This is a genomic window from Azospira sp. MPR-LB4, from assembly GCF_058809525.1.
In genome coordinates this window covers 1158474-1182338 of sequence record NZ_CM179521.1, presented here as the reverse complement: position 1 = coordinate 1182338, position 23865 = coordinate 1158474, and the positions used below count along the sequence as shown (strand labels likewise).

27 protein-coding genes are annotated in these 23865 nt (G+C 66.4%); 17 read left to right on the top strand and 10 right to left on the bottom strand.

What is annotated here, in order from left to right:
- The first annotated feature begins 18 nt into the window (after positions 1-18).
- The 3 genes from AC3QLZ_RS05370 (at position 19) to AC3QLZ_RS05360 (ending at position 2212) form a co-directional block, all read left to right on the top strand.
- Positions 19-507: a hypothetical protein gene (locus AC3QLZ_RS05370; protein WP_287873818.1), complete on the top strand. Its 489-nt coding sequence runs from the start codon at positions 19-21 to the stop codon at positions 505-507.
- A 202-nt stretch (positions 508-709) separates the two neighbouring features.
- Positions 710-1381 carry a dihydrodipicolinate reductase C-terminal domain-containing protein gene (locus AC3QLZ_RS05365; protein ID WP_287873817.1) on the top strand — a complete coding sequence of 224 codons (672 nt, stop codon included), beginning with the start codon at positions 710-712 and terminating at the stop codon, positions 1379-1381.
- Positions 1382-1576: 195 nt separating this feature from the next.
- Complete coding sequence (locus AC3QLZ_RS05360; RefSeq protein WP_014238285.1) at positions 1577-2212, top strand: carbonic anhydrase; 636 nt, start codon at positions 1577-1579, stop codon at positions 2210-2212.
- 81 nt (positions 2213-2293) lie between these two features.
- Here AC3QLZ_RS05360 and leuE read toward each other — a convergent pair whose 3' ends face one another.
- The 5 genes from leuE to xseA all read right to left on the bottom strand — a co-directional run bounded on the left by leuE (position 2294) and on the right by xseA (position 6870).
- On the bottom strand, positions 2294-2941 hold the full coding sequence (leuE, locus tag AC3QLZ_RS05355) for a leucine efflux protein LeuE (RefSeq protein ID WP_152088832.1): 648 nt from the start codon (positions 2939-2941) through the stop codon (positions 2294-2296).
- Positions 2942-2958: 17 nt separating this feature from the next.
- Positions 2959-4074 carry an ATP-dependent Clp protease ATP-binding subunit ClpX gene (gene clpX, locus AC3QLZ_RS05350; protein WP_287873816.1) on the bottom strand — a complete coding sequence of 372 codons (1116 nt, stop codon included), beginning with the start codon at positions 4072-4074 and terminating at the stop codon, positions 2959-2961.
- The gene (locus tag AC3QLZ_RS05345; RefSeq protein ID WP_492783453.1) at positions 4031-4708 is read right to left on the bottom strand and encodes a 2'-5' RNA ligase family protein; all 678 of its coding nucleotides are present in this window, start codon (positions 4706-4708) and stop codon (positions 4031-4033) included. The genes clpX and AC3QLZ_RS05345 overlap by 44 nt, the downstream gene beginning before the upstream one ends.
- Before the next feature lie 71 nt (positions 4709-4779).
- Positions 4780-5367 (bottom strand): superoxide dismutase, encoded by a 588-nt coding sequence (locus AC3QLZ_RS05340; RefSeq protein ID WP_130458889.1) that lies wholly within the window; start codon positions 5365-5367, stop codon positions 4780-4782.
- A gap of 102 nt (positions 5368-5469) precedes the next feature.
- Positions 5470-6870 (bottom strand): exodeoxyribonuclease VII large subunit, encoded by a 1401-nt coding sequence (gene xseA, locus AC3QLZ_RS05335; protein ID WP_287873814.1) that lies wholly within the window; start codon positions 6868-6870, stop codon positions 5470-5472.
- A gap of 397 nt (positions 6871-7267) precedes the next feature.
- On the opposite strand from xseA, the gene AC3QLZ_RS05330 reads away from it, so the two are divergent.
- The 8 genes from AC3QLZ_RS05330 (at position 7268) to AC3QLZ_RS05295 (ending at position 14602) form a co-directional block, all read left to right on the top strand.
- The gene (locus AC3QLZ_RS05330; RefSeq protein WP_014238279.1) at positions 7268-7873 is read left to right on the top strand and encodes a MotA/TolQ/ExbB proton channel family protein; all 606 of its coding nucleotides are present in this window, start codon (positions 7268-7270) and stop codon (positions 7871-7873) included.
- 14 nt (positions 7874-7887) lie between these two features.
- On the top strand, positions 7888-8307 hold the full coding sequence (locus AC3QLZ_RS05325) for an ExbD/TolR family protein (protein ID WP_014238278.1): 420 nt from the start codon (positions 7888-7890) through the stop codon (positions 8305-8307).
- Between the two features lie 3 nt (positions 8308-8310).
- Entirely contained in the window at positions 8311-9402 is a 1092-nt protein-coding gene (gene lpxK, locus AC3QLZ_RS05320) for a tetraacyldisaccharide 4'-kinase (protein ID WP_492783452.1), read from the top strand.
- Positions 9353-9529: a Trm112 family protein gene (locus tag AC3QLZ_RS05315; protein ID WP_014238276.1), complete on the top strand. Its 177-nt coding sequence runs from the start codon at positions 9353-9355 to the stop codon at positions 9527-9529. The genes lpxK and AC3QLZ_RS05315 overlap by 50 nt, the downstream gene beginning before the upstream one ends.
- A 20-nt stretch (positions 9530-9549) precedes the next feature.
- A complete protein-coding gene (gene kdsB / locus AC3QLZ_RS05310) occupies positions 9550-10329 on the top strand; it encodes a 3-deoxy-manno-octulosonate cytidylyltransferase (protein WP_492783451.1) in 780 nt (259 codons plus the stop codon).
- A gap of 148 nt (positions 10330-10477) precedes the next feature.
- Positions 10478-11131 (top strand): adenylate kinase, encoded by a 654-nt coding sequence (gene adk / locus AC3QLZ_RS05305; protein WP_014238274.1) that lies wholly within the window; start codon positions 10478-10480, stop codon positions 11129-11131.
- Between the two features lie 16 nt (positions 11132-11147).
- On the top strand, positions 11148-12416 hold the full coding sequence (locus tag AC3QLZ_RS05300) for a 6-phosphofructokinase (protein ID WP_287873811.1): 1269 nt from the start codon (positions 11148-11150) through the stop codon (positions 12414-12416).
- Between the two features lie 116 nt (positions 12417-12532).
- Positions 12533-14602: a sodium-translocating pyrophosphatase gene (locus tag AC3QLZ_RS05295; protein WP_287873810.1), complete on the top strand. Its 2070-nt coding sequence runs from the start codon at positions 12533-12535 to the stop codon at positions 14600-14602.
- 65 nt (positions 14603-14667) lie between these two features.
- Here the strand turns inward: AC3QLZ_RS05295 and AC3QLZ_RS05290 are convergent, their stop codons facing one another.
- Positions 14668-15438, bottom strand: coding sequence for an SDR family oxidoreductase (locus AC3QLZ_RS05290; protein ID WP_287873809.1), 771 nt, complete (start codon positions 15436-15438; stop codon positions 14668-14670).
- Positions 15439-15576: 138 nt separating this feature from the next.
- Here AC3QLZ_RS05290 and AC3QLZ_RS05285 point away from each other — a divergent pair, with 138 nt between their 5' ends.
- Both AC3QLZ_RS05285 and AC3QLZ_RS05280 read left to right on the top strand, forming a co-directional pair.
- A complete protein-coding gene (locus AC3QLZ_RS05285; RefSeq protein WP_287873808.1) occupies positions 15577-15969 on the top strand; it encodes a cupin domain-containing protein in 393 nt (130 codons plus the stop codon).
- 2 nt (positions 15970-15971) lie between these two features.
- Positions 15972-17117: a MalY/PatB family protein gene (locus AC3QLZ_RS05280; RefSeq protein WP_287873807.1), complete on the top strand. Its 1146-nt coding sequence runs from the start codon at positions 15972-15974 to the stop codon at positions 17115-17117.
- Here AC3QLZ_RS05280 and AC3QLZ_RS05275 read toward each other — a convergent pair.
- Both AC3QLZ_RS05275 and murJ read right to left on the bottom strand, forming a co-directional pair.
- The gene (locus tag AC3QLZ_RS05275) at positions 17107-17736 is read right to left on the bottom strand and encodes a YbhB/YbcL family Raf kinase inhibitor-like protein (RefSeq protein WP_014238268.1); all 630 of its coding nucleotides are present in this window, start codon (positions 17734-17736) and stop codon (positions 17107-17109) included. The two genes, AC3QLZ_RS05280 and AC3QLZ_RS05275, sit on opposite strands and share 11 nt — an antisense overlap.
- A 35-nt stretch (positions 17737-17771) precedes the next feature.
- Entirely contained in the window at positions 17772-19316 is a 1545-nt protein-coding gene (gene murJ, locus AC3QLZ_RS05270) for a murein biosynthesis integral membrane protein MurJ (protein WP_287873806.1), read from the bottom strand.
- Positions 19317-19487: 171 nt separating this feature from the next.
- On the opposite strand from murJ, the gene rpsT reads away from it, so the two are divergent.
- Positions 19488-19754 (top strand): 30S ribosomal protein S20, encoded by a 267-nt coding sequence (rpsT, locus tag AC3QLZ_RS05265; RefSeq protein WP_014238266.1) that lies wholly within the window; start codon positions 19488-19490, stop codon positions 19752-19754.
- Positions 19755-19900: 146 nt separating this feature from the next.
- Here the strand turns inward: rpsT and AC3QLZ_RS05260 are convergent, their stop codons facing one another.
- Positions 19901-20194, bottom strand: coding sequence for a DUF3579 domain-containing protein (locus AC3QLZ_RS05260; protein WP_014238265.1), 294 nt, complete (start codon positions 20192-20194; stop codon positions 19901-19903).
- 290 nt (positions 20195-20484) lie between these two features.
- On the opposite strand from AC3QLZ_RS05260, the gene AC3QLZ_RS05255 reads away from it, so the two are divergent.
- The gene (locus tag AC3QLZ_RS05255; protein ID WP_014238264.1) at positions 20485-20703 is read left to right on the top strand and encodes a hypothetical protein; all 219 of its coding nucleotides are present in this window, start codon (positions 20485-20487) and stop codon (positions 20701-20703) included.
- Positions 20704-20751: 48 nt separating this feature from the next.
- Here the strand turns inward: AC3QLZ_RS05255 and AC3QLZ_RS05250 are convergent, their stop codons facing one another.
- Entirely contained in the window at positions 20752-21516 is a 765-nt protein-coding gene (locus tag AC3QLZ_RS05250) for a ParA family protein (protein ID WP_416244059.1), read from the bottom strand.
- A 214-nt stretch (positions 21517-21730) separates the two neighbouring features.
- On the opposite strand from AC3QLZ_RS05250, the gene AC3QLZ_RS05245 reads away from it, so the two are divergent.
- Both AC3QLZ_RS05245 and argF read left to right on the top strand, forming a co-directional pair.
- On the top strand, positions 21731-22903 hold the full coding sequence (locus AC3QLZ_RS05245) for an aspartate aminotransferase family protein (protein WP_014238262.1): 1173 nt from the start codon (positions 21731-21733) through the stop codon (positions 22901-22903).
- 24 nt (positions 22904-22927) lie between these two features.
- Positions 22928-23851 (top strand): ornithine carbamoyltransferase, encoded by a 924-nt coding sequence (gene argF / locus AC3QLZ_RS05240; protein WP_014238261.1) that lies wholly within the window; start codon positions 22928-22930, stop codon positions 23849-23851.
- Positions 23852-23865: the final 14 nt, after the last annotated feature.

Below are 23865 nucleotides of genomic sequence, written 5' to 3'. Positions count from 1 at the left end.
ATTCAGGCGTTATGCGCCATGAGAATCCTGATTACAATTCTTTCGTTGCTGTATTCACTGGTCGTTGGAGCACAGGATATGACGAAGTCAAAGTCTGAGTGCGAAAACCTCATGAACGCAGCCCTCCCATTTGCTGAGCAAATGCTTCGGAAGCACGGAGAGTTTTTTCCTTACGGAGCTGCACTCAAAGTTAACGGCGAGATTGCGAGTGTGGCGGGATACGATGGCCGCGAGCAACCGCTATCCAACGATATCGTTCGCCTGCTAAAGGATGGGTTTGTTAAGGCAGCCAAGTCAGGGGAGTACAAAGCGACAGCTTTGGTTTACGGCGTGAAGGTCGTCTTGCCTTCAACCGGCAAGAAGTCTGACGCCATCGCCGTTTCTCTCAATCACCGTGACAAATATTCGGTGACTGTCTTCTTCCCGTATCAGTTGTCTAATGGCCAACTCTCCTTTGGTGATGTTTTTGCACAGAAGGGAGAGGCAGATGTTTTCTCTTCCAAATAGCCGCATAACTAGTCGTTCCAGCGGACCGGCAGAAGCTGCGCTTTTGCCGTCCGCTGAAGTCCAACTTTTGGTGTCGTGAGAAAAGCCTGTCGCCTGATAGTTGTTTTGCTTAACGGCCAGCGATAGCCCCGCATAGCCGTAGGCCGGGGCAGCACGGTGGAGCTTCGCTATACTCCCGGTTCTCTCTTCCCTCCGCCTTCCCATGCAAGTCGTCATCGTCGGTACCGGCAAGCTCGCCAGTGAGCTCCTCACTTCCCACCAGTTGGGCCATCCCTTTCAGGTCGTGCCCTGGGGCCGGCAGGCCGGAGGCGAACCGGCCATCGTTGTCCATGCCGGTTCGGGGCGGGAGCTGGAGGCGGTGGCGGCTTTCTGCCGCGCCACGGCGTCGCCCCTGATCGAGCTTTCCACCGGCTCCGCCCTGGAGCGGGAGGCGCCGGAGTTCCCGGTGCTGCTGTGTCCCAACACCAATATCCTGATGCTCAAGTTCATGGCCATGCTGGAGGCCAGCGGCTATTTCTTCCGCGGCTACGAGATGGAACTGGTGGAGTCCCACCAGGCGAGCAAAAGCTCGGTGCCGGGGACGGCGGTGAATCTGGCGGCTTCCGTCGGCCTGGGTCCGGAGGCGATCCGCTCGGTGCGGGACCCCCGGGAGCAGCGGGAGGAACTGGGCATTCCCGAGGCCGACCTGCCGCGCCATGCCTTCCACCGCCTCAGCATCAGCGACGGTGCCTGCAGCCTGCGCCTGGAAACCCGGGTCCAGGGGGAGGCGCCCTACGCCGCCGGGGTGTCGCGCATCGTCGAGGCGGTGCATGGCAAGGCGCTGGAAAAGCGCCTCTACCCGATCATGGAATTCATCAACCGGGGCTGGCTGTAGTGCCTGCCAACCGGGCGGGGTGGCGGGGCCTACAGGCCTGAACTCCCCGTCGGGCGGCGCGGTCGAAGCGCCGCCGCCATTGCCGCCGCCAACATTGCCGGAGGCGTCGGGCCTGTGGCCCCTGCCTTGTTCCTCCGGCGGCATGGGGGATAATGGCGGCGGTCCCACATTCCCTCAGTTCATGGGTGCTTCCAAGTGCAAAAGATCATTGATGGTTTTCTCAAGTTCCAGAAAGAGGTCTTCCCGGCCCGTTCGGAACTGTTCCGCCATCTGGCCGACGGCCAGAGTCCCAAGGTGCTCTTCGTCACCTGCTCCGACAGCCGGGTGGTGCCCGAGCTGCTGACCCAGCAGGAGCCGGGCGATCTTTTCGTCATCCGCAACGCGGGCAACATCGTGCCCTCCTACGGGCCCGAGCCCGGCGGCGTTTCCGCCACCGTGGAATACGCCGTCTCCGTGCTCAAGGTGACCGACGTGGTCATCTGCGGCCACTCCAACTGTGGCGCCATGGCGGCCATCTCCAGCTGCCAGTGCCTCGACCACCTGCCGGCCGTGGCCCACTGGCTGCGCTATGCGGATGCGGCCAAGGCCATCATCTCCGCCCGGGAATACGCCACGCCCCGGGAGCGGGCCGACGACCTGGTGCGGGAGAACGTCATCGCCCAGCTGGCCAACATCCGCACCCATCCGGCGGTGGCCCTGGCCCTGGCCCAGCGCAAGCTGAACCTGCACGGCTGGATCTACGACATCGAGAACGGCGCCATCGACGCCCTCGACGGTCGTACCATGTCTTTCGTCTCCCTCTCCGACAATCCCGAGGTTAATGCCACCTGAGACCGGCCCTCGGCAGGGAACGAAAAAGGCGCCCGCGGGCGCCTTTTTTCGTGGTGGTGGCGGTCTGCCGGCCCGGCACCGTCAGCGCAGGCTGGCGCCCGCCAGCTTCACTCCGAAGCCGATGAAGAGGCCGCCGACGGCGCCGGTGGCCCCGGCGGAGAGACGGCGGCGCCGGCGGAAGGCATCGGCCAGATAGCTGCCGCCGAAGATCAGGGCGGAGAGGTAGAGGGCGCTGCAGAACTGGACGATGGCGCCGAGGATGAGGAAGGACAGGGCCGGGTGGGGGTAGTCCGGGGAGACGAACTGGATGAAGAAGGAGACGAAGAAGAGGATGGCCTTGGGGTTCATCAGGCTGATGACGAGGGCGGTGCGGAAGGGCTGGCGGGCGTCGCCTTCGCTCAGGCGGCTGGCGGGCGCCTCGATGCCGCGCCAGCGCTGCACCGCGGCCCGCAGCAGGCCGATGCCGAGCCACACCAGGTAGGCGCCGCCGGCGTACTTGAGCACCATGAACAGGGCCGGCACCGCCACCAGCAGGGAGGCGACGCCGGAGGCGGCCAGGGTCATCAGGATCAGGTCGCCGAGGAAGATGCCGCAGGCGCCCCGGTAGCCGGCGGCGATGCCCCAGCGGGAGGCCACCAGGGTGACGTACATGGAATTGGGCCCGGGCAGCAGGACGATGAAGATGGTGCCGAGGATGAAGGTGGCCAGGTCGGTGATGCCGTAGGTCATGGTGGAGCCTTTTGCGCTTACTTGTAGTAGCTGGGGTCTTCGAAGAGGGACTTGATGACCACCTTCTTCACTTCCTTGTGGTCGGGCACGGCGTAGAGCACCGGGGTCAGCAGTTCCTCGAAGATGCCCCGCAGGCTGCGGGCGCCGGTCTTGTACTCGAAGGCGATTTCGGCGATCTGCTGGAACACCGCCGGCTCGATCTGCAGTTCCACCCCCTCGCTTTGCAGCAGCAGGCGGAACTGGTTGTAGAGGGAGTTCTTCGGCTCGGTCATGATCCGCACCAGCATGGCCTTGGAGAGGTCCTGGAAGCGGGCCACCACCGGCAGGCGGCCGGTGAATTCGGGGATCAGGCCGAATTCGAAGAGGTCGGTGGGCTTCACCCGGCTGTTGAGGCGGTCCAGGATGTTCTGGTTGTCGTCCTCGCCGGTGCCGATGTAGCCGAAGCTGTGGCTCTTCTCCATGATCTGCTCCAGGCCGACGAAGGCGCCGCCGCAGATGAAGAGGATGCCCGAGGTGTCGATGCTGCGGTTGTCCGGCAGCCGCACCGGATAGCCTTCCATGATCTTCAGCAGGGCGTGCTGCACGCTCTCGCCGGAAGTGGCCTGGACCCGGGCCGCTTCCCCGGGGCGGGCCTTGAGCTTGTCGATCTCGTCGATGAAGACGATGCCGCGCCCGGCCCGCTCCGTGTCGCCGCCGGCCTTTTCCAGCAGGCGCAGCAGGATGGCCTCGATCTCCTCGCCGACGTACTTGGTCTGGGCCAAGGAGGTGGCGTCGGTGGTGACGAAAGGCACCTGCAGGAAGCGGGAGAGGGTCTCGCACAGCAGGGTCTTGCCGGTGCCGGTGGGGCCGATGATGAGGACGTTGCTCTTGTCCAGGCGCACCGTCTCGCCGGCGGCGGTGAGCTTGCGGTAGTGGGCGTAGACCGCCACCGCCAGCACGCGCTTGGCCTCTTCCTGGCCGATGACGTACTGGTTGAGGTATTTGACGATGGCGCTGGGAGTGGCGTTCTCGGGCAGCACGGTGGTATCCGGGGCAATGACGTTGCCGTGACTGTAATCCAGCCGGGCGCCGGCGACTACCCGGCGGCGGTTAAAGCTGGGTAAAGAGCCCGGCCAGGGCTTGCGCTTCCGCATCCAGGCGCCGCTGCTGCAGGTCGAAACGGGCCACGGTGTGCAGGGGGCCGCCGATGGTGTCGGCGGCGTAGGTCATCAGGTCCAGGTGGCGCACCGGCAGCACCAGGCCCGGTCCCGGGGCGAGGCCCTGCAGCCGCGCCTGCATGGGCGCCAGGGGATAGGCATCGTCGTAGAGGCCCAGGGTCAGGTGGGGGGTGTAGGGGAAGTCATCCCGCTCCGGATGGGAGTCGAGCAGGGCCTGGCGCAGTTGCAGCAGGCTGGGGCCGTCGCCGCCCACCGCCAGGTAGGGGGCCGAGGCGAAGGTGGCGCAGGGGCCCAGTTCCAGGTTGAAGGGCGGCGGTGCTGCCCGCTCCAGGGCCGCCACCTGGGCGGCAAGGCAGGCGGGGCTGTAGTCGTCGGCCCGTCGCCGCGCCGGGGCGGGAAAGCCGCCCAGGGCCACCGTGATGTGGGGCTGGCGCCGGTAGCCGGGCAGCAGCCAGGGTGCCAGCTGCGCCTTGAGGCTGTCCACGGCGGCCGTCAGCGCCGGGGTGTCGGCGGTAATGGCCCACACGGCGTAGCGGCGCCGGCCCTGGTGCCAGTCGCTGAAATCGTCGTGGCGGCAGGCCAGGGTGAAGGCGTCGGTGGCTTGCAGCATAATTGCTAGAAAAATCCGGGCATAAAAAAACGGGACTGTTGCCAGTCCCGTTTTGCGGCCAGATCAGCTGATCAGGCGAAGTTCTGGGCAGCGAAGTCCCAGTTGGCCAGGGAGGCCAGGAAGGTCTCGACGAACTTGGGACGGGCGTTGCGGTAGTCGATGTAGTAGGCGTGTTCCCACACGTCGATGGTCAGCAGGGGCTTGCCTTCGCCGGTCTTCAGGGGGTTGCCGGCGGCGCCGGTGTTGACGATGTCCACGGAGCCGTCGTCCTTCTTCACCAGCCAGGTCCAGCCGGAACCGAAGTTGCCCACGGCGGAGGCGGTGAAGGCCTTCTTGAACTCGTCGAAAGAACCCCACTTCTTGTTGATGGCGTCAGCCAGGGCGCCAGCAGGAGCGCCGCCGCCGGCGGGCTTCATGGAGCTCCAGAAGAAGGTGTGGTTCCACACCTGGGCGGCGTTGTTATAGATGCCGCCGGCGGGAGCCTTCTTGAAGATTTCTTCCAGACCCAGGTTCTCGTACTCGGTGCCCTTGATCAGGTTGTTCAGGTTGGTCACGTAGGCCTGGTGGTGCTTGCCGTAGTGGTAGTCGAAGGTTTCTTCGGAAATGTGGGGAGCCAGGGCGTTCTTGGCGTAGGGCAGGGCGGGCAGTTGATGTTCCATCTTATTCTCCGTTTAGTAGGCGGGTTGGTTGGGGTAACCGTCAATTCTAGACAGTCGCATCGCCACAGACAACGCAAGTCGGCGGCGGTTCCCCGGGATTGTTCAGTTCGCTCCGGCGGCGCTGTCGGATTCGCCCCGCACTTCCACCTGGCGTTCGCCCCGGTGCAGGCGCAGGGTCAGGCGCTGGCCCGCCGCCAGTGCCCCGGCATCGTGGACCGCCTGGCCCTGCTGGTCGAAGGCGATGGCATAGCCCCGGGACAGCACGGCCTCCGGATTGAGGTGGGTGAGGCCGGCGGCGAGGCGCTCCAGCTGGCCGCGGCGGGTCTGCAGGGCGCGCTGCTGGGCGTTGGCCAGGCGGCGCTGCAGGGCGTCCAGGCGGGCGGCCTGGGCCCCCGGCTGGGGCCGGGCCAGGCGCAGGCGCTGGCGGGCCCGCTCCAGATCGAAGCCGGCCCGTTCCAGGCGGCGGCCCAGGGCGTGTTGCAGGCGCTGGCCCAGGGCATGGAGATTCTGCTGCTGCAGGGCCAGGCGTTCGGCCGGGTGCTTGAGGCGGCGGGCGGTCCAGTCCAGGCGCTGCTGGGCTTCCTCCAGGCGGCGGTGCATGCGGCGGGAGAACTGGCCGGCGAGGCGTTGCAGGTGGTCGCGCAGCGCATCCCGGTCCGGGCTGGCCAGTTCGGCGGCGGCCGTGGGGGTGGGGGCGCGCAGGTCGGCGGCGAAGTCGGCGATGGTGAAATCGGTCTCGTGGCCGACGCCGCTGACCACGGGCATGGGGCAGGCGGCGATGGCCCGGGCCACGCCTTCGTCGTTGAAGGCCCACAGGTCCTCGATGCTGCCGCCGCCGCGCACCACCAGCAGCACCTGGCATTCCCGGCGGCTGGCGGCGGTCTCGATGGCGGCGGCGATCTGGCGCGGCGCCTCCTCGCCCTGGACCAGGGTGGGGTACAGCACCACCTTCACATGGGGCGCCCGCCGCGCCAGGGTGGTCAGCACATCGCGCAGGGCGGCGGCCTGGGGACTGGTGACGATGCCCAGGGTGCGCGGATGGGCGGGCAGGGGGCGCTTGCGCTCGGCGGCGAAGAGGCCTTCCGCCTCCAGCTTGGCCTTGAGCCGCAGGAAGCGTTCGTAGAGGTCGCCCTGGCCGGCCCGGCGCATGCCTTCCACATTGAGCTGGAAGTCGCCCCGGGGCTCGTAGAGGGAGACCAGCACCCGGGCCTCCACCTGGAGGCCGTTCTCCAGGCGGAAACCCAGGGTCTGGGCCTTGTTGCGGAACATGACGCAACGCACCTGGGCCTGGGGGTCCTTGAGGGAGAAATAGGCGTGGCCGGAGGCGGCCACGGTCAGGTTGGAGATTTCGCCGCTGACCCAGCACAGGGGAAAGGCGGATTCCAGCCGCTGCCGGGCCAGGCGGTTGAGGCTGCTGACGCTGATCACTTCCCGGCTGCCGTCGGCGGCAAAGGGCTCCTGGCGGGCGGGGGAATAGGCGGGACGGGCAGGGTAGTCGGGCATGGGCGCCATTTTACGTCAGCCGGCCCGCCGCCGAGCCGGGGGGAACGGCGGAAAAATATCCCTTGCCTGTTCTGGATTTATCTTATCTCCATGTTTTTAAATGAATTGTTGTGGAGTGCCCCTTTTTGCGGCAGAGCAAGAAAAACCCTTGTCCCAGCCCGACTTAGACAATTTGATGACAGGCTATCCACAAAGTTATCCACAGGTTTTGTGGATAAGCCGGGATAAGCCCGCCCCGCGCCTGCCATGCCGGTGGAAAATTCCTCCGGGATGCCGGGCCCGGGGCGGGCCGGGCAAAGGGACGATCCGGCGGGGCTGCCGCCGGGCGGGCGGGACTTGCCCGAAGCATGAGGGGCAGGCTAAAGTTGCGGGCTTAAAAAGACCCTTCGGAGGTTCCGTGTTCGCCATCATCCAGGCTGCTGGCTGGCCCATCTGGCCCCTGCTGTTCGCATCCATCATCGCCCTTGCCCTCATCATCGAACGTCTGGTGGCCCTGCGCCGCAGCAAGGTGGCTCCCGAAGGATTGCTGGCCCGGGTCGTCGGCGAAGTGCGCCAGGGAACCGTCAATGAAGCCGCCATCAACGCCCTGGAGCAGGGTTCGCCCCTGGGCCGGGTGCTGGCCGCCGGCCTGCGCAACGTCAAGAGCAGCCGCGAAGTGATGAAGGAATCCATCGAGGAAGCCGGCCGCGGCGTCACCCACGAGCTGGAGCGCTATCTCACCACCCTCGGCACCATCGCCTCCATCAGCCCCCTGATGGGCCTCTTCGGCACCGTCGTCGGCATGATCGAGATCTTCGGCTCCCAGGCGCCCACCGGTGCCAACCCCATGCAGCTGGCCCACGGCATTTCCATCGCCCTCTACAACACCGGCTTCGGCCTGGTGATCGCCATTCCCGCCATGATCTTCTGGCGCCACTTCCGCGCCCTGGTGGACAGCTTCGTCATCGAGATGGAGCAGCAGGCGGTGAAGCTGGTGGAAGTGGTCCACGGCGAACGTAACTGAACGGGCGCCCGATCATGCAATTCCGTCAAGGCCGCCACCGGGAGGAGCCGGAGATCAACCTGATTCCGTTGATCGACGTGCTCCTGGTGATCATCATCTTCCTCATGCTCACCACCACCTACGCCAAGTTCTCCGGCCTGGAAATCAATCTGCCCACCGCCGATTCCTCCCAGAATCCGGAGCAGCCCCAGGAAGTCAGCGTGGCCGTCACCGCCAGCGGCCAGGTGCTGGTCAACAAGTCGCCCCTGAGCACGCCCGACGTGCCGGTCATCGCCGAGGCCCTGCGCCGGGCCGCCGGTAGCCAGAAGGACCCGGTCATCGTCATCAATGCGGACGCCAAGGCCACCCACCAGAGCGTGGTGGACGTGATGCAGGCGGCCCAGAGCGCCGGCTATCCCCGCATCTCCTTCGCCACCCAGGCGCCCCAGAAATAAGGCATGGCCCTAGGCCCGCGACTGCAGAAGTTCTGGTTTCGCGGCGCCTTGCCGCGCCGGGGTGATGGCGCCCCGGCCTGGTTCGACACCCTGCTGTTCAACCTGCTGACCCCCATCTCCTGGCTGTTCCGGGGCCTGACGGCCCTGCGCCGCCTGGCGTTCCGCCACGGCTGGCTGGGGTCGGCGCGCCTGCCGGTGCCCGTGGTGGTGGTGGGCAACATCATCGTCGGCGGTGCCGGCAAAACTCCCCTGACCCTCTATCTGGCCCGGCAGCTGCGGGCTGCCGGCCTGCGTCCGGGCATCGTCAGCCGCGGCTACGGTAGCGTCCAGGAAGGCGTGGCGGCCGTCAGCCCCGAGGCGACGCCCGCACAGGTGGGCGACGAGCCCCTGCTGCTGGCCCGGGAAAGCGGCTGTCCGGTATGGATCGGCCGGGACCGGGCGGCGGCGGCCCGGGCCCTGCTGGCGGCATCCCCCGATTGCAACCTGATCCTCTGCGACGACGGCCTGCAGCACTACCGCCTGGCCCGGGACGTGGAAATCGCCGTGTGCGACGTGCGCGGCCTGGGCAACGGCCGCCTGCTGCCGGTGGGCCCCCTGCGGGAGCCGCGGCAGCGCCTGGCCCAGGTGGATGCGGTGGTGGGCAACGGCATGGCCGCCGAACTGCTCTTCTCCGCCAAGGCGGCGACGCCGCCCCTGTTCCGCATGGACCTGCGGCCCGCATCGTTCCATGGCCTGCAGGACCCGTCCCGGCAATGCAGCGCCGCCGACCTGGCCGGCAAGCGGCTCTACGCCGTGGCCGGCATCGGCCATCCCCAGCGCTTTTTCCGCACCCTGGCCGAACTGGGTCTGACGGTGGAGGCCCGGGCCTTTCCCGACCACCACGCCTACACGGCCGCCGACCTGGCCTTCGCCCGGGACGGCGTGCTCCTTACCACCGCCAAGGATGGGGTAAAATGCGCGGCCATCTACGGGGGCGAAGCCTGGGTGTTGCCGGTGGACGCCCAGCTGACCCCCGACCTATCCGCTTTTGTTCTGGAGAAAATCAATGGACGCACGGTTGCTGGACATCCTGGTCTGCCCGGTGTGCAAGAGTAGTCTGGAGTACCGCAAGGAGCAGAAGGAACTGGTCTGCAAGCCCTGCAAGCTGGCCTTCCCGGTGCGGGACGACATTCCCATCATGCTCGAGGAAGAAGCCCGCACCCTGGGCCAGGACGAAAACTGAGCCCTGCCCGGAATCCCGCCATGCAACGCTTCAAGGTCGTCATTCCCGCCCGCTACGCTTCCTCCCGCCTGCCGGCCAAGCCCCTGCTGGACCTGGGCGGCAAGCCCATGGTGGTGCGGGTGGCGGAACGGGCGGCCCTTTCCGGCGCCGAGGAAATCTGGGTGGCGACCGACCACCGGGAGGTGGAGGCGGCCTGCCGGGCCCACGGCCTCAATGTGCTGCTGACCAGGGACGACCATCCCACCGGCACCGACCGGCTGGCCGAAGTGGTGGCCCTGCGGGGCTGGAGCGACGACACCCTGGTGGTCAATGTGCAGGGCGACGAGCCCCTCATCGAGCCGGAACTGATTTCCGCCACGGCGAACCGCCTGGCCGAGAGCGGAGCCGACATCGCCACCGTGGGTCACGGCCTGTCCGAGGCCGCCGAGTTCTTCAATCCCAATATCGTCAAGCTGGTGTGCAAGGCCGACGGCGACGCCCTGTATTTCTCCCGGGCGCCCATCCCCTACGCCCGGGACCATTTCGCCCGGGAAGGCGGCGGTGAAACCCTGCCGACGGACTTCCCCGCCTACCGCCACATCGGCCTCTACGCCTACCGGGCCGCCTTCCTCAAGGCCTACTCCGGCCTGGCCGTCTCGCCCCTGGAGCAGTTCGAATGCCTGGAGCAGCTGCGGGCCCTGTGGCACGGCTATCGCATCAGCGTGGCCATTTCCGACAGCCTGCCGGCCCCCGGCGTGGATACCCCGGAAGATGCGGTGCGCATGCGCAAATGGTTTGACCGAGAAGGAATTTCCGAGTAATTTTCGCTCCTTAAAAAGAGGGGTGAACACAACCCCAGCGGCTTCCCCAAGGCCGCCGCCAGAACAGCGCCAGACCTGTACAAAAACATAAATTCAATCAACGCACTTCTGACTGACATCACGTCATCGCACACATTCCGAGGACTCCATGCGACTGATTCTCCTCGGCGCTCCCGGCGCCGGTAAGGGCACCCAGGCCCAATTCATCCGCGAAAAATTCGGCATCCCCCAGATTTCCACCGGCGACATGCTGCGTGCCGCCGTCAAGGCCGGCACCCCCCTGGGCATCGAAGCCAAGAAGGTGATGGACGCCGGCGGCCTGGTTTCCGACGACATCATCATCGGTCTGGTGAAGGACCGCCTGCAGCAGGACGACTGCAAGGCCGGCTACCTGTTCGACGGTTTCCCCCGCACCATTCCCCAGGCCGAAGCCATGAAGGCTGCCGGCGTGGCCATCGACTTCGTGCTGGAAATCGACGTGCCCGACAGCGACATCATTTCCCGCATGAGCGGCCGTCGCGTGCATGTGGCCTCCGGCCGCACCTACCACGTCACCTTCAACCCGCCCAAGGTGGCCGGCAAGGACGACGAGACCGGTGAAGACCTGATCCAGCGCGACGACGACAAGGAAGAAACCGTCAAGAAGCGCCTGGACGTGTATCACTCCCAGACCAAGCCCCTGGTGGATTACTACGGCAAGTGGGCCGCCACCGGCGACGCCAACGCCCCCAAGTACCGCAAGATCGCCGGCGTCGGTTCCGTGGAAGACATCAAGAACGCGGCTTTCGCAGCGCTGAAGTAAGGGGAGGCGGATCACCATGGCGGTGAAAAACGCCTTCTACGCCCAGTCCGGCGGGCCCACCGCCGTGATCAACGCCTCCGCCTGCGCCGTCATCGAGACGGCGCGGGCCCATCCGGACAAAATCGGCAAGGTCTTCGCCGGGCGCAACGGCATCGTCGGCGCCCTCACCGAAGACCTGATCGACACCAGCCTGGAGTCCCCCGCGGACATCGCCCGGCTGCGCACCACCCCGGGAGCCGCCTTCGGCTCCTGCCGCTACAAGCTCAAGTCCATCGAAGAGCACCGGGCCCAGTACGAGCGCCTGATCGAGGTCTGCCGCGCCCACGACATCGGCTATTTCTTCTACAACGGCGGCAACGATTCCATGGACACCGCCTGGAAGGTTTCCCAGCTGTCCGAGAAGATGGGCCACCCGCTCATCTGCGTCGGCGTACCGAAGACGGTGGACAACGATCTGCCTCTCACCGACTGCTGCCCGGGCTTCGGCTCCGTGGCCAAGTATGTCGCCACCTCCATCCGCGAAGCGGGGCTGGACGTGGCCTCCATGGCCCGCACTTCCACCAAGATTTTCGTCCTCGAAGTCATGGGCCGCCATGCCGGCTGGATCACCGCCGCCTGCGGCCTGGCTTCCGGCAGCGGGGCCGATTCCGGCCAGCCGCCCCACATCCTGCTGTTCCCCGAAGTGCCCTTCGACGAGGCCGCCTTCCTGGCCCGGGTGCAGCAGTGCGTGGACCGCTACGACTATTGCGCCATCGCCGTTTCCGAAGGCCTGAAGACGGCCGACGGCAAGTTCGTTTCCGAGCAGGGCGGCAAGGATGCCTTCGGCCATTCCCAACTGGGCGGCGCCGGCCAGTGGATCGCCCAGCTGATCAAGGACAAGTTGGGCCACAAGTACCACTGGGCCCTGGCCGACTACCTGCAGCGGGCCGCCCGTCACATCGCCTCCAAGACCGATGCCGACCAGGCCTATGCCCTGGGCAAGGCGGCGGTGGAGCTGGCCGTGGCCGGACGCAATGCGGTGATGCCCACCGTGCAGCGCCTCGCTGACGCGCCCTACCGCTGGGAAGTGGGCGTGGCCGAACTGAAGGACGTGGCCAATGTGGAACGCAAGATGCCGGCGGATTTCATCAGCGCCGACGGTTTCCACATCACCGACAAGTGCCGTGCCTACCTGGCGCCCCTGATCGAAGGGGAGGACTATCCGCCCTACCGGCACGGCCTGCCCGATTACGTCAGTCTGAAGAATATTGCCGTGCCCCGGCAGCTGGGAGAGTTCAAGGTGTAAGACCCAGCATCGCCCCGGCGCGGCAGGAAAGGTTTGTTTCTCTGTAGCAAACCGGACCGTAAGGACGGACCATCGCCCGAACGGCCTGAGCTTTACCACTATCTAGGAGGGAGTTCATGTCATCAGGTCTGTTGTTAGCGCTAGTGTGTGCGGTGCTGGCGGTGCTTTACGGCGCCATTTCCAGCAAGTGGATCCTCAGCCTGCCCGCCGGTAACGAGCGGATGCAGGAAATCGCCAAGGCCATCCAGCAGGGGGCATCCGCCTATCTCAACCGGCAATACACCACCATCGGCATCGTCGGTGCGGTGCTGTTCGTCGTCATCGGCATTTTTCTCGCCTGGAGCACCGCCATCGGTTTCCTCATCGGTGCCGTGCTCTCCGGTGCCACCGGCTTCATCGGCATGAACGTCTCGGTGCGGGCCAACGTGCGCACCGCCGAGGCTGCCCGGGGCGGCATCGCTCCGGCCCTGGATGTGGCCTTCAAGGGCGGCGCCATCACCGGCATGCTGGTGGTGGGCCTGGCGCTCCTGGGGGTGGCCGGCTACTACGCCGTGCTCAAGGCCGGCGCTGCGCCCGGCACGGAAATCCACCACATCGTCGAGCCCCTGGTGGGCCTGGCCTTCGGCGGCTCCCTCATCTCCATCTTCGCCCGTCTCGGTGGCGGTATTTTCACCAAGGGCGCCGACGTGGGCGCCGACCTGGTGGGCAAGGTGGAAGCCGGCATTCCGGAAGATGACCCGCGCAACCCCGCCGTGATCGCCGACAACGTGGGCGACAACGTGGGCGACTGCGCTGGCATGGCGGCCGACCTGTTCGAGACCTACGCCGTGACCGTGGTGGCCACCATGGTGCTGAGCGCCCTCATGCTCAAGGGCGTGCCGGCGGCCAACGACAACCTGGTGGTCTATCCCCTGGCCCTGGGCGGCGTCTCCATCATCGCCTCCATCATCGGCTGCTTCTTCGTCAAGACCACGGAAGGCGGCAAGATCATGGCCGCCCTCTACCGCGGCCTGGCGGTGGCCGGCGTGCTGGCCCTGATCGCCTTCTACCCGGTCACCACCTGGATGCTGCCGGAAGGCGTGCCCCTGGCGGACGGCAAGGTCATCGGCGTCAATGCCATCTTCGGCGCCTCCGTCGTCGGCCTGGTGCTGACCGCCGTGCTGGTGTGGATCACCGAGTACTACACGGGCACCGACTATGCGCCGGTGAAGCACGTGGCCTCGGCCTCCCAGACCGGCCATGCGACCAACATCATCGCCGGCCTGGGGGTGTCCATGAAGTCCACGGCCCTGCCGGTGCTCTCGGTGTGCGTCGCCATCCTGGTCTCCTACGGCCTGGCCGGACTCTACGGCATCGCCATCGCCGCCACCTCCATGCTCTCCATGACCGGCATCGTCGTCGCCCTGGACGCCTACGGCCCCATCACGGACAACGCCGGCGGCATCGCCGAAATGGCCGAGTTGCCCGACTCCGTGCGCGGTGTCACCGATCCCCTGGATGCGGTGGGCAACACCACCAAGGCCGTGACCAAGGGCTACGCCATCGGTTCCGCCGGCCTCGCCGCCCTGGTGCTGTTCGCCGACTACACCCACGCCCTGGAGACGGCAGGCCTCAAGCTTTCCTTCGACCTTTCCGACCACATGGTGATCGTCGGCCTCTTCATCGGCGGCCTGATCCCCTACCTGTTCGGCGCCATGGCCATGGAGGCCGTGGGCCGGGCTGCCGGTTCGGTGGTGGAGGAGGTGCGGCGCCAGTTCCGCGAAGTGAAGGGCATCATGGAAGGCACGGCCAAGCCCGATTACTCCCGGGCGGTGGACATGCTGACCAAGTCCGCCATCAAGGAAATGATCATTCCCTCCATCCTGCCCGTGGCAGTGCCGGTGCTGGTGGGCCTCTTCCTCGGTCCCAAGGCTTTGGGCGGGGTGCTCATGGGTACCATCGTCACCGGTCTCTTCGTCGCCATCTCCATGACCACCGGCGGCGGTGCCTGGGACAACGCCAAGAAGTACATCGAGGACGGCCACTTCGGCGGCAAGGGTTCCGATACCCACAAGGCAGCCGTCACCGGCGATACCGTGGGCGACCCCTACAAGGACACCGCCGGCCCGGCGGTGAATCCCCTGATCAAGATCATCAACATCGTGGCCCTGCTGATCGTGCCCCTGGTGGTGAAACTGATGGCCTGAGGCTTTCCTCCGGCAAGCAAAAGGCGGCTGCGGCCGCCTTTTTTCATGGCCGTGCCGGCGGCGGACTAGCGGCCGCCGGCCACGTCCAGGATGGCGCCGGTGGTGTAGGAGGCGTCTTCCGACAGCAGCCAGAGGATGGCCTTGGCCACTTCCTCCGGTGTGCCGCCCCGCTGCATGGGAATGCCCGTTCGCAGCCGCTCCACCCGGCCCGGCTCGCCGCCGCTGGCATGGATGTCGGTGTCGATGAGGCCGGGAGCCACCGCATTGACGCGGATGCCTTCTGCCGCCACCTCCCGGGCCAGACCCAGGGTGAGGGTGTCGATGGCGGCCTTGGAGGCGGCGTAGTCCACGTATTCCCCGGCCGCGCCCAGGCGGGCGGCGCGGGAGGAAAGATTGACGATGGCGCCGCCGTGGCCGCCATGGCGGGTGGACAGGCGGCGCACTGCTTCCCGGCAGCAGAGGAAGGTGCCGGTGACGTTGGTGGCGAAGATGCGCTGCAGGCGATCCCCGTCCATGTCCTCGACCCGGGTCTGGTGCTCCAGGATGCCGGCGTTGTTGACCAGGGCTGTGAGGGGGCCGAACCGCTGTTCCGCCGCGGCGAAGAGGGCCCGGATTTCCTCTTCACGGCTGATGTCGGCCTGGAAAGCCAATATCGGCGCGCCTTCCCGGCCACTATCCCGGCCACTCTCCCGGGTCACTTCCGCCACCAGCTGTTGCGCCGCCGCCGCATCCTGGCGGTAGCTGAAGCACACCGCGTAGCCGGCCCGGGCCGCCAGGCGCACGGTGGCGGCACCGATGCCGCGGGAACCGCCGGTGATGAGGAGGGTCTTGTGCATGGGCTGACTCCTTGTGTCATGGGGCGGCTATCGCCCCGCCGGCCCAGCTTAGCGGGCCGGACCGGCGGCGTCCATGGGCGTTTCCCCGGGGGGCGGGTCTGTGGCAGCATGCTTCCTCCGCCACGCCCGACTGCCGCCATGAGCCCTGTCTTTCATACCGCCCGCGCCGACATTCCCGCCTACCGCACCAAGGACGGCTCGGAAATCCGCGAACTGATGCATCCCGACGTCCACGGCAACCGCCAGCAGAGCCTGGCCGAGGCCACGGTGCCGCCGGGAACGCGCACCCTGCTGCACCGGCACCGCCTGAGCGAGGAGCTGTACCACGTCACCGCCGGCCACGGCGTCATGATCCTGGGGGAGCGGCGTTTCCTCATCGCCGTCGGCGATACCGTGCATATCGCCCCGGGCACCGCCCATGCCCTGGAGAACAGCGGCGACCAGCCCCTGGTGGTGCTGTGCGCCTGCAGCCCGGCCTACCGCCACGACGATACGGAACTGCTGGAAGCGGAAGCGGGGAGCGGCGTCTGACCATGGCCTTCGATTTCGATACCCCGGTGGAGCGCCGGGGCAGCGACAGCTTCAAGTGGGGCCGCTACGCCGGCCGGGACGTGCTGCCCCTGTGGGTGGCCGACATGGATTTCGCGGCACCGCCGGCGGTGCTGGAAGCCCTGCGGCAGCGGGTGGATCACGGCGTCTTCGGTTACGGCGGGGCCACGCCCGAGGTGACCGGGAGTGTGCTGCAGGCCCTGGACCGGGATTACGGCTGGCAGGTGCAGGCCGAGTGGCTGGTGTGGCTGCCCGGACTGGTCACCGGCCTCAACGTGGCCTGCCGGGGCCTGGCGGGGCCGGGGGAGACGGTGCTCTCGGCAGTGCCCGTCTATCCGCCGTTCCTCTCCGCTCCGGCCCTGTCGGAGCGGCGCCTGGCCACGGTGCCGTTGCACTGCCAGGAGGGGCGCTGGTGCTGGGACTTCGCAGCCCTGGAAGCGGCGCTGCAGGCCGATCCCCGGCCGTCCCTGCTGCTCCTCTGCCATCCCCACAATCCGGTGGGCCGGGCCTGGAGCCGGAGCGAACTGGAGACGGTGGCAGAGCTGTGCGGGCGTTACGACGTGCTGGTCTGCTCCGACGAAATCCACGCCGACCTGCAACTGGAACCCGGCGCCCGCCACCTGCCTTTCGCCTGCCTCGACGCCGAAGCCGCCCGGCGCAGCGTCACCCTCATGGCGCCCTCCAAGACCTACAACATCCCGGGGCTGTCCTGCGCCTTCGCGGTGATTCCCGACAGCGCCATCCGTCGCCGCTTCACCCGGGCCATGGCGGGCATCGTGCCACATGTCAATGTGCTGGGACTGGCCGCCTGCGGTGCCGCCTACGCCCATGGCGAGCCGTGGCGCGAGGCCCTGCTGGCCTATCTACGGCAGAACCGGGAGCGGGTGGTGCAGGCGGTGGCCGGCTGGCCGGGGCTGGAGATGGTGGCGCCGGAAGCCACCTATCTGGCCTGGATCGACGCGCGGCAGAGCGGCCTGGAGGAGCCGGCCCGGGCTTTCGAGGCCGCCGGCGTGGGGCTGTCGGACGGCCGGGAGTTCGGCGCCCCCGGTTTTGTCCGTCTCAATTTCGGCTGCCCCGGGGCCACCCTGGAGGCAGCCCTGGAGCGCATGGGGCGGTTGTTCAGGCCTTGAGGGCAGGGTTGAGGCTGTAGGTGCCGGTCAGCTGGGCCTGGGCCAGGATGTGGCCCTCCATGGCCTGACGCAGGTCGGCGCCGCTGAAGCGGCCCGTCACCGGCAGCTGTTCCACGTCCAGGGCGTAGATGGTGAATACGTAGCGGTGCCGCAGGGCATCGTTCCAGGGCGGGCAGGGGCCATCGTAGCCGTAGTAGTCGCCGCTCATGTCGCCGTCGCCGGCGAACCAGCCGGTGTAATCGTTGATGCCGTGGCGGCTGCCTTCCAGGCTGGCGGGGCCGGGCTTGCCCCGGGGCGTCACTTCGCTGCAGAACTCGCCGGCCCGGATTTCCCGGCGCATGGCGGAGATGTCCGTCAGCACCCAATGGAAGAAATCCACCCGGGGCAGGTCGGCCGGCACGCTGCGGCCTTCCTGGTTCACGTCGTCGCCTGTGGACGGCACGTCGGGGTCGTGGCAGATGAGGGCGAAGGAGCGGGTGCCGATGGGCACGTCGCTCCAGCGGAGGTGGGGGTTGTGATTACCCCCGAGGCAAACGTGGTGCTGGGCGTGGGGGATACAGAAGGCGAATTCCCCGGGAATCGGCTGGCCGTCGCTGAAGCTCTTGCTTTCCAGTTTCACGTTGCACTCCTCCTTGAAAAGTGCCGGTCGTCGGACTATTCCGCGGCCCGGCGTTTGAAGTCCCTCATTCTAAAGCCAAGAGCATAAAGGGTGGCGAAGTAGGCGAAGATGCCGCCGGCCACCAGGGCTCCCAGATGCAACAGGCGTTGCAGGGTGGAATAGAGCAGCCAGTCTGCCTCCCGGCCCATGCCCAGCCACAGGGCGGTGCCGAGCACCGCCAGGGCCGCCAGCAGCTTCAGCAGGAACGGCAGCCAGCCCGCCTGGGGTCGGTAGATGTCGTGCCGGCGCAGGCCCTGATAAAGCAGGAAGGCGTTGAGGCAGGCGGCCAGGCCGATGGAAAGGGCCAGGCCGGCATGTCCCAGGTCGAAGATGACGACAAAGAGCAGGTTCATGGCCTGGGTGGCGCCGAGGGAGGCCAGGGCGATCTTCACCGGGGTGCGGATGTTCTGCCGGGCGTAGAAGCCGGGCGCCAGGACCTTGACCAGGATCAGGCCGGTGAGGCCCACGGCGTAGGCCGCCAGGGCGTCCCGGGTGTGGAACACGTCGGCGCCGGTGAAGGCGCCGTGGTGGAAGAGGGTGGCGATCAGGGGGACGCCCAGGATGGCCAGGGCCAGGGCTGCCGGCAGGGTCAGCAGCAGGCACAGACGCAGGCCCCAGTCGAGCAGGCGGGCATAGTCCTCACCCTTGCCGTCGGCGTGGTACTTGGCCAGGGAAGGCAGGAGGATGGTGCCCAGGGCGGCGCCCAGCAGGCCGGAGGGGAATTCCATGAGCCGGTCGGCGTAGTAGAGCCAGGAGACGGAGCCGCTCTGCAGGAAGGAGGCGAACACGGTGTTGATGAGCAGGCTCACCTGGCTGACCGAGACGCCGAGTACTGCCGGGGCCATCAGGCGCAGGATGCGGCGCACCCCCTCGTCCTTCCAGTCGAAGCGGAAGCGGGGCAGCATGCCGATGCGGCGCAGGGCCGGCAGTTGCAGTCCCAGTTGCAGCACGCCGCCGACAAAGACGGCCCAGCCCAGCACCAGGGCCGGCTGGTCGAACCAGGGCGTGGCGAAGAGGGCCAGGGCGATGAAGCTGACATTGAGCAGCACCGGCGTGAAGGCCGGCAGGGCAAAGCGGCTCCAGGTGTTGAGGATGCCCCCCGACAGGGCCACCAGGGACATGAACAATATGTAGGGGAAGGTGATGCGGGTCAGGGTCACCGTCAGTTCGAACTTTTCCGCCTCGGCGGCAAAGCCGGGGGCGGAGATGTAGACCAGGATGGGGGCGCCGGCAACGCCGAGGGCGGTGACCAGGGTCAGGATCAGGAAGAGCAGGGTGGCGACCCGGTCCACCAGATGGCGGGCCTCTTCCTCGCCGCGGCGATTCTTGTATTCCCCCAGGATGGGGACGAAGGCCTGGGAGAAGGCCCCCTCGGCAAAGAGGCGGCGCAGCAGGTTGGGCAGCTTGAAGGCGACGAAGAAGGCGTCGGTGGCCAGGCCGGCGCCGAAGGCCCGGGCGATGACGAAGTCCCGGACGAAGCCGAGCAGGCGGGAGAGCAGGGTCATGCCGCTGACGGTGACCAGGGCGCGAAGCAGATTCATAGACGGGAAGCGTGGGGCCGGGGTGCCGGCGGCGTGGCGAAGGCGCTATATTAGCCCGTCCCCGGGCCGCGGGCGGGGCGAAAAGGTCAATTGCATGTAGTGCTTGCCTTTTTCCTGACGAACCGGTAAACTCGCGCCCTTTCGATTAACCCCCGTTTTCAGGAAGAATTCATGGCCAACAGCGCTCAAGCCCGCAAACGCGCGCGCCAGTCCGAGAAGCAACGCGCTCACAATGCCAGCCTGCGCTCCACGCTGCGTACGGCTATCAAGCGCGTCCAGAAGGCCGTTCTGGCCGGCGACAAGGCTGCCGCACAAACCGTATTCCAGCAATCCGTCGCCGTTCTGGACCGTATTGCCGACAAGAAAATCATCCACAAGAACAAGGCCTCCCGTCACAAGAGCCGCCTGTCCGCTGCGATCAAGGCCCTGGCTGCCTGATCTCCCGGTCTCCGGATGAAAAAAACGGCACCTGCGGGTGCCGTTTTTGTTTTCTGGCTCCCGGGGAGCCGGTATTCGTGGTCTTGCTGGTGTCGGGTGTGGAGTAAGCGTGCTTCGGCGGCGGGATGCCGGCCGATACCGGAGCGTCAGTTGTGGGGGCGTTCCGCGCCTTCGACGACCTGCAGTTCGTTGTCGTTGGCAAAGTTGAGCATGAACTTGTAGGCCATGGGTTCGAGGCGGCCCAGTTGGGCGTCCACGAACACGGCTTTTTCGCCCTGGAAGGTACAGGGGCCGACGAAGGGGGAGTATTTCATCTTCTTTTCGGCGCCAAAGGCAGACATGACGCCGCACAGGCGTTCAGCCCAGTCGCTGGGGCGAAATTTTCGCCCCTCCCGGGTCAGGCCGACAATGATGAAGTTGGGGGCTGCGTCTGTTGTCATGTCTCCACGTATTCTTATCGACTCGCCGGTGCCTTGTGGGTGCCGGTCGGGGTGGTGTGGATGTCGGGATGATGTCCGACTGCATCGGCGGGGAGGCTCCTCCGTGCGCCGCCAAGCATTCTAGCAGAAATGCCGCATTCGTCGTCGCTGGCGGCGGGCGGATTTTCCCGGGAGCGGGTGTCGGCAGGTTTTGCTTTCGAGAATGTTCAATGAAATTATGGTGGTGCGTTGCATAGTTAAATGTCTGTGCATATACTGCATCCCATCCCATTGAATTAAAGGGGGTCGTCGTGACGCCCGTCTTTTTCACCAAGTTCAGTTTCCGCATCCGCACCCGTACCGGTGCGGTGGTGGATCATCTGACCATTCAGGGACGCGATGAGGGTGAAGCCCAGCGCAAGCTGCGCCAGATGTACCGGGACTGCGAGGTGCTGGAGGCCCGCCGTCTGGCGGTGACCGGCCGGGCCGGGGCCAGCTTCGAGGAGGTGGTGGATTTGCTGTCCGGTTGAGCGGACGGTATTCCGGTAACGAGGGGCGCTGCGGCGCCCTTTTGCATTTCAGAGGAAGTCGCTGCCCCGCAGTTCGTCATGCAGGGCCAGGTAGTCCTGGGCGCCGTTGCTGGCAAAGGAGTGGGTGAACACGTCCTGGTTGAGGGAGGGGCTTTCGGCGACCGCCACGTTCTCGGAGATGGCGGTGCGGCAGACCTCGTCGCCGAAGGCGGCGCAGAGGCGCTGGCGGATGTCCTCGCTCATGCGTCGGCGCCTGTCGAAACGGGTGAGCACGTAGCGCCGCGCCACGCGCCGCTTCAGCACCGGCTCCAGGATGTCCAGGGTGCGGGCCATGTGGAAGGCGGCCTGGAGCGAGAGGAAGTCGGTGGAGACGGGGATCAGCACCCGTTCCACGGCAAAGATGGCGTTGAGGGCCAGGACGCCCACGTAGGGGCAGCAGTCGATCAGGGTGACCCGTTCGCCCTTGCTCTCTTCCAGGTGGTTGAGCCCCAGGCGCAGCTTGTTGAGGATGGTGGGGCCCTTGCCGTAGATGGAGTCCACCTTGATCAGCTGCTGGTGCGAGGGGATCAGGGTGCCGATCTCCGGCCAGGGCAGTTCCAGGTCGCCCAGGGGGCGGTTGTCCTGGTAGAAGGAATAGAGGGTGTGCTCCACCTGGTTGGGGGCGCCGCCGTGGATGCTGGAGAGGTGTCCTTGGGGGTCCAGGTCCAGGAGCAGGGGCGGGCGGTTGTGGCGGATGCTGGCGGCGGCAAGGTTGAGGGTGGTGGTCGTCTTGCCGACGCCGCCTTTCTGGTTGAAGATCGCCAGCCGGGGCATGTTGGAGTCCTGTTCGGTCTAGGTTTTACGGCACTCTCGGGCCGGGTGTCGCCTATACAAGGCGGCGTTTTTCGCTTAGTATTCAACCTTTAGCAACCCCGTATTTCTGGGCTTTTCACTACAGCACAGCACCGGGTACGGGGGCGCCACGGCGGCGGCACTGGCCGCCGTTTGTCATTCTCGCGCCCCTCGCCCGTCACTTCAAGGCAAGGTCATGCCCCACCTGATGAATACCTACGCCCGCCTGCCGGTGGCTTTCAGCCATGGCGAGGGGAACCGGATCTACGATACCGACGGCAAGTGTTATCTGGACGCCCTGTCCGGCATCGCCGTCAATACCCTGGGTCACAACCATCCCAAGCTGGTCAATGCCATCGCCAGCCAGGCGGCTCGGGTGCTGCACACCTCCAATCTATACCGGATTCCCCTGCAGGAGGAGCTTGCCGATCGTCTGGCCGGGCTTTCCCGCATGGAAGAGGTCTTTTTCTGCAACTCCGGTTGCGAGGCCAACGAGGCCGCCATCAAGCTGGCCCGCTTCTTCGGCCATCAGAAGGGCGTCGATGCGCCGGTCATCATCGTCATGGAAAAAGCCTTTCACGGCCGCACCCTGGCGACCCTGTCGGCCACCGGCAACCGCAAGGCCCAGGCCGGCTTCGAGCCCCTGGTCTCCGGTTTCGTGCGGGTGCCGTACAACGACCTGGACGCCATCCGCGCCGCCGCCGAGCTGAATCCCAATGTGGTGGCCGTGCTGCTGGAAATGGTGCAGGGCGAAGGCGGCATCCATGTGGCCGATCCGGAATTCCAGCGCGGCCTGCGCAGCTTGTGCGACGAGAAGGACTGGCTCCTGATGTGCGACGAAGTGCAGTGCGGCATGGGCCGTACCGGCACCTGGTTCGGCTTCCAGCATGCCGGCATCCTGCCCGACGTGGCCACCCTGGCCAAAGGCCTGGGCTCCGGTGTGCCCATCGGCGCCTGCATGACCGCGGGCAAGGCTGCCGGCCTGTTCAAGCCGGGCAACCACGGCTCCACCTTCGGCGGCAATCCGCTGGCCTGTGCCGCGGCCCTGACCACCATCGCCTGCATCGAGGAAGAAAAGCTGCGGGAAAACGCCGTGGCCCAGGGCGAGGCCATCCGTCGCGGGCTCAGCGAAGCCCTGGCCGGTGTCGGCGGCCTGGTGGAGATTCGCGGCAAGGGCCTGATGCTGGGCATCGAGCTGGACCGCCCCTGCGGCGAACTGGTGGCCAAGGGCCTGGAGGCCGGCCTGCTGATCAACGTCACCGCCGAGAAGGTGGTGCGCCTGTTGCCTGCATTGACTTTCAGCGCGGCGGATACCCAGGAGCTGGTGCAGCGCCTGGCCGCCCTGATCAAGGAGTTCCTGACGGCCTGAGGCAGTCGGGGAGGGGAGACCACTATGTCGTCAATCAAGCATTTTCTGCAGTTCAAGGATTTCACCCGGGAAGAGTTCGACTACCTGTTCGCGCGCACCCGCTGGATCAAGGACCAGTTCAAGAACTACAAGCAGTACTGGCCCCTGACCGACCGCACCCTGGTGATGATTTTCGAGAAGGCCAGCACCCGTACCCGCCTCTCCTTCGAGGCCGGCATGCAGCAGCTGGGCGGTTCCGCCATCTACCTCAACACCCGCGATTCCCAGCTGGGCCGCGGGGAGCCGGTGGAAGATGCGGCCCAGGTCATCTCCCGCATGAGCGACATCGTCATGATCCGAACCTTCGAGCAGGAGATCATCGAGCGCTTCGCTGCCAACTCCCGGGTGCCGGTGATCAACGGCCTGACCAACGAATACCACCCGTGCCAGATCATGGCCGACATCTTTACCTACATCGAGCACCGGGGCCCCATCCAGGGCAAGACCGTGGCCTGGATCGGCGATTCCAACAATGTCTGCAACACCTGGCTGCAGGCGGCCGAAGTGCTGGACTTCAACGTCCACGTCTCCACGCCCCCGGGCTACGAGGTGGAAGCGGAACGGGCGGGCCTCTACGGCACCGCCAATTTCGAGCAATTTAGCGATCCCATGGAAGCGGCCAAGGGGGCCGACATCGTCACCACCGACGTGTGGACCTCCATGGGTTTCGAAGCTGAAAACGAGGAACGCCTGAAGGACTTCGCCGACTGGCAGGTCGATGGCGACATGATGCGTATCGCCAAGTCCGACGCCATTTTCCTCCATTGCCTGCCGGCCCACCGTGGCGAGGAAGTGACCGCCGAAGTGATCGACGGTCCCCAGTCCGCAGTCTGGGATGAGGCGGAGAACCGGCTGCACACCCAGAAGGCCCTGATGGAGTATCTGCTCCTGGGCCGCGTCAATTCTTAATCTTTGCAGGGAAG

Excerpts from the sequence above, each read along its gene's own strand:
- AC3QLZ_RS05300 (WP_287873811.1), top strand. The coding sequence starts at position 11,148 with ATGGCGGTGAAAAACGCCTTCTACGCCCAGTCCGGCGGGCCCACCGCC.
- kdsB (WP_492783451.1), top strand. The coding sequence starts at position 9,550 with ATGCAACGCTTCAAGGTCGTCATTCCCGCCCGCTACGCTTCCTCCCGC.
- adk (WP_014238274.1), top strand. The coding sequence starts at position 10,478 with ATGCGACTGATTCTCCTCGGCGCTCCCGGCGCCGGTAAGGGCACCCAG.
- AC3QLZ_RS05325 (WP_014238278.1), top strand. The coding sequence starts at position 7,888 with ATGCAATTCCGTCAAGGCCGCCACCGGGAGGAGCCGGAGATCAACCTG.
- murJ (WP_287873806.1), bottom strand. The coding sequence starts at position 19,316 with ATGAATCTGCTTCGCGCCCTGGTCACCGTCAGCGGCATGACCCTGCTC.
- AC3QLZ_RS05290 (WP_287873809.1), bottom strand. The coding sequence starts at position 15,438 with ATGCACAAGACCCTCCTCATCACCGGCGGTTCCCGCGGCATCGGTGCC.
- AC3QLZ_RS05285 (WP_287873808.1), top strand. The coding sequence starts at position 15,577 with ATGAGCCCTGTCTTTCATACCGCCCGCGCCGACATTCCCGCCTACCGC.
- AC3QLZ_RS05345 (WP_492783453.1), bottom strand. The coding sequence starts at position 4,708 with ATGCTGCAAGCCACCGACGCCTTCACCCTGGCCTGCCGCCACGACGAT.
- AC3QLZ_RS05250 (WP_416244059.1), bottom strand. The coding sequence starts at position 21,516 with ATGCCCCGGCTGGCGATCTTCAACCAGAAAGGCGGCGTCGGCAAGACG.
- AC3QLZ_RS05245 (WP_014238262.1), top strand. The coding sequence starts at position 21,731 with ATGCCCCACCTGATGAATACCTACGCCCGCCTGCCGGTGGCTTTCAGC.
- AC3QLZ_RS05340 (WP_130458889.1), bottom strand. The coding sequence starts at position 5,367 with ATGGAACATCAACTGCCCGCCCTGCCCTACGCCAAGAACGCCCTGGCT.
- AC3QLZ_RS05365 (WP_287873817.1), top strand. The coding sequence starts at position 710 with ATGCAAGTCGTCATCGTCGGTACCGGCAAGCTCGCCAGTGAGCTCCTC.
- argF (WP_014238261.1), top strand. The coding sequence starts at position 22,928 with ATGTCGTCAATCAAGCATTTTCTGCAGTTCAAGGATTTCACCCGGGAA.
- leuE (WP_152088832.1), bottom strand. The coding sequence starts at position 2,941 with ATGACCTACGGCATCACCGACCTGGCCACCTTCATCCTCGGCACCATC.
- rpsT (WP_014238266.1), top strand. The coding sequence starts at position 19,488 with ATGGCCAACAGCGCTCAAGCCCGCAAACGCGCGCGCCAGTCCGAGAAG.
- lpxK (WP_492783452.1), top strand. The coding sequence starts at position 8,311 with ATGGCCCTAGGCCCGCGACTGCAGAAGTTCTGGTTTCGCGGCGCCTTG.
- AC3QLZ_RS05260 (WP_014238265.1), bottom strand. The coding sequence starts at position 20,194 with ATGACAACAGACGCAGCCCCCAACTTCATCATTGTCGGCCTGACCCGG.
- AC3QLZ_RS05295 (WP_287873810.1), top strand. The coding sequence starts at position 12,533 with ATGTCATCAGGTCTGTTGTTAGCGCTAGTGTGTGCGGTGCTGGCGGTG.
- AC3QLZ_RS05315 (WP_014238276.1), top strand. The coding sequence starts at position 9,353 with ATGGACGCACGGTTGCTGGACATCCTGGTCTGCCCGGTGTGCAAGAGT.
- xseA (WP_287873814.1), bottom strand. The coding sequence starts at position 6,870 with ATGCCCGACTACCCTGCCCGTCCCGCCTATTCCCCCGCCCGCCAGGAG.
- AC3QLZ_RS05280 (WP_287873807.1), top strand. The coding sequence starts at position 15,972 with ATGGCCTTCGATTTCGATACCCCGGTGGAGCGCCGGGGCAGCGACAGC.
- AC3QLZ_RS05370 (WP_287873818.1), top strand. The coding sequence starts at position 19 with ATGAGAATCCTGATTACAATTCTTTCGTTGCTGTATTCACTGGTCGTT.
- clpX (WP_287873816.1), bottom strand. The coding sequence starts at position 4,074 with ATGCGGAAGCGCAAGCCCTGGCCGGGCTCTTTACCCAGCTTTAACCGC.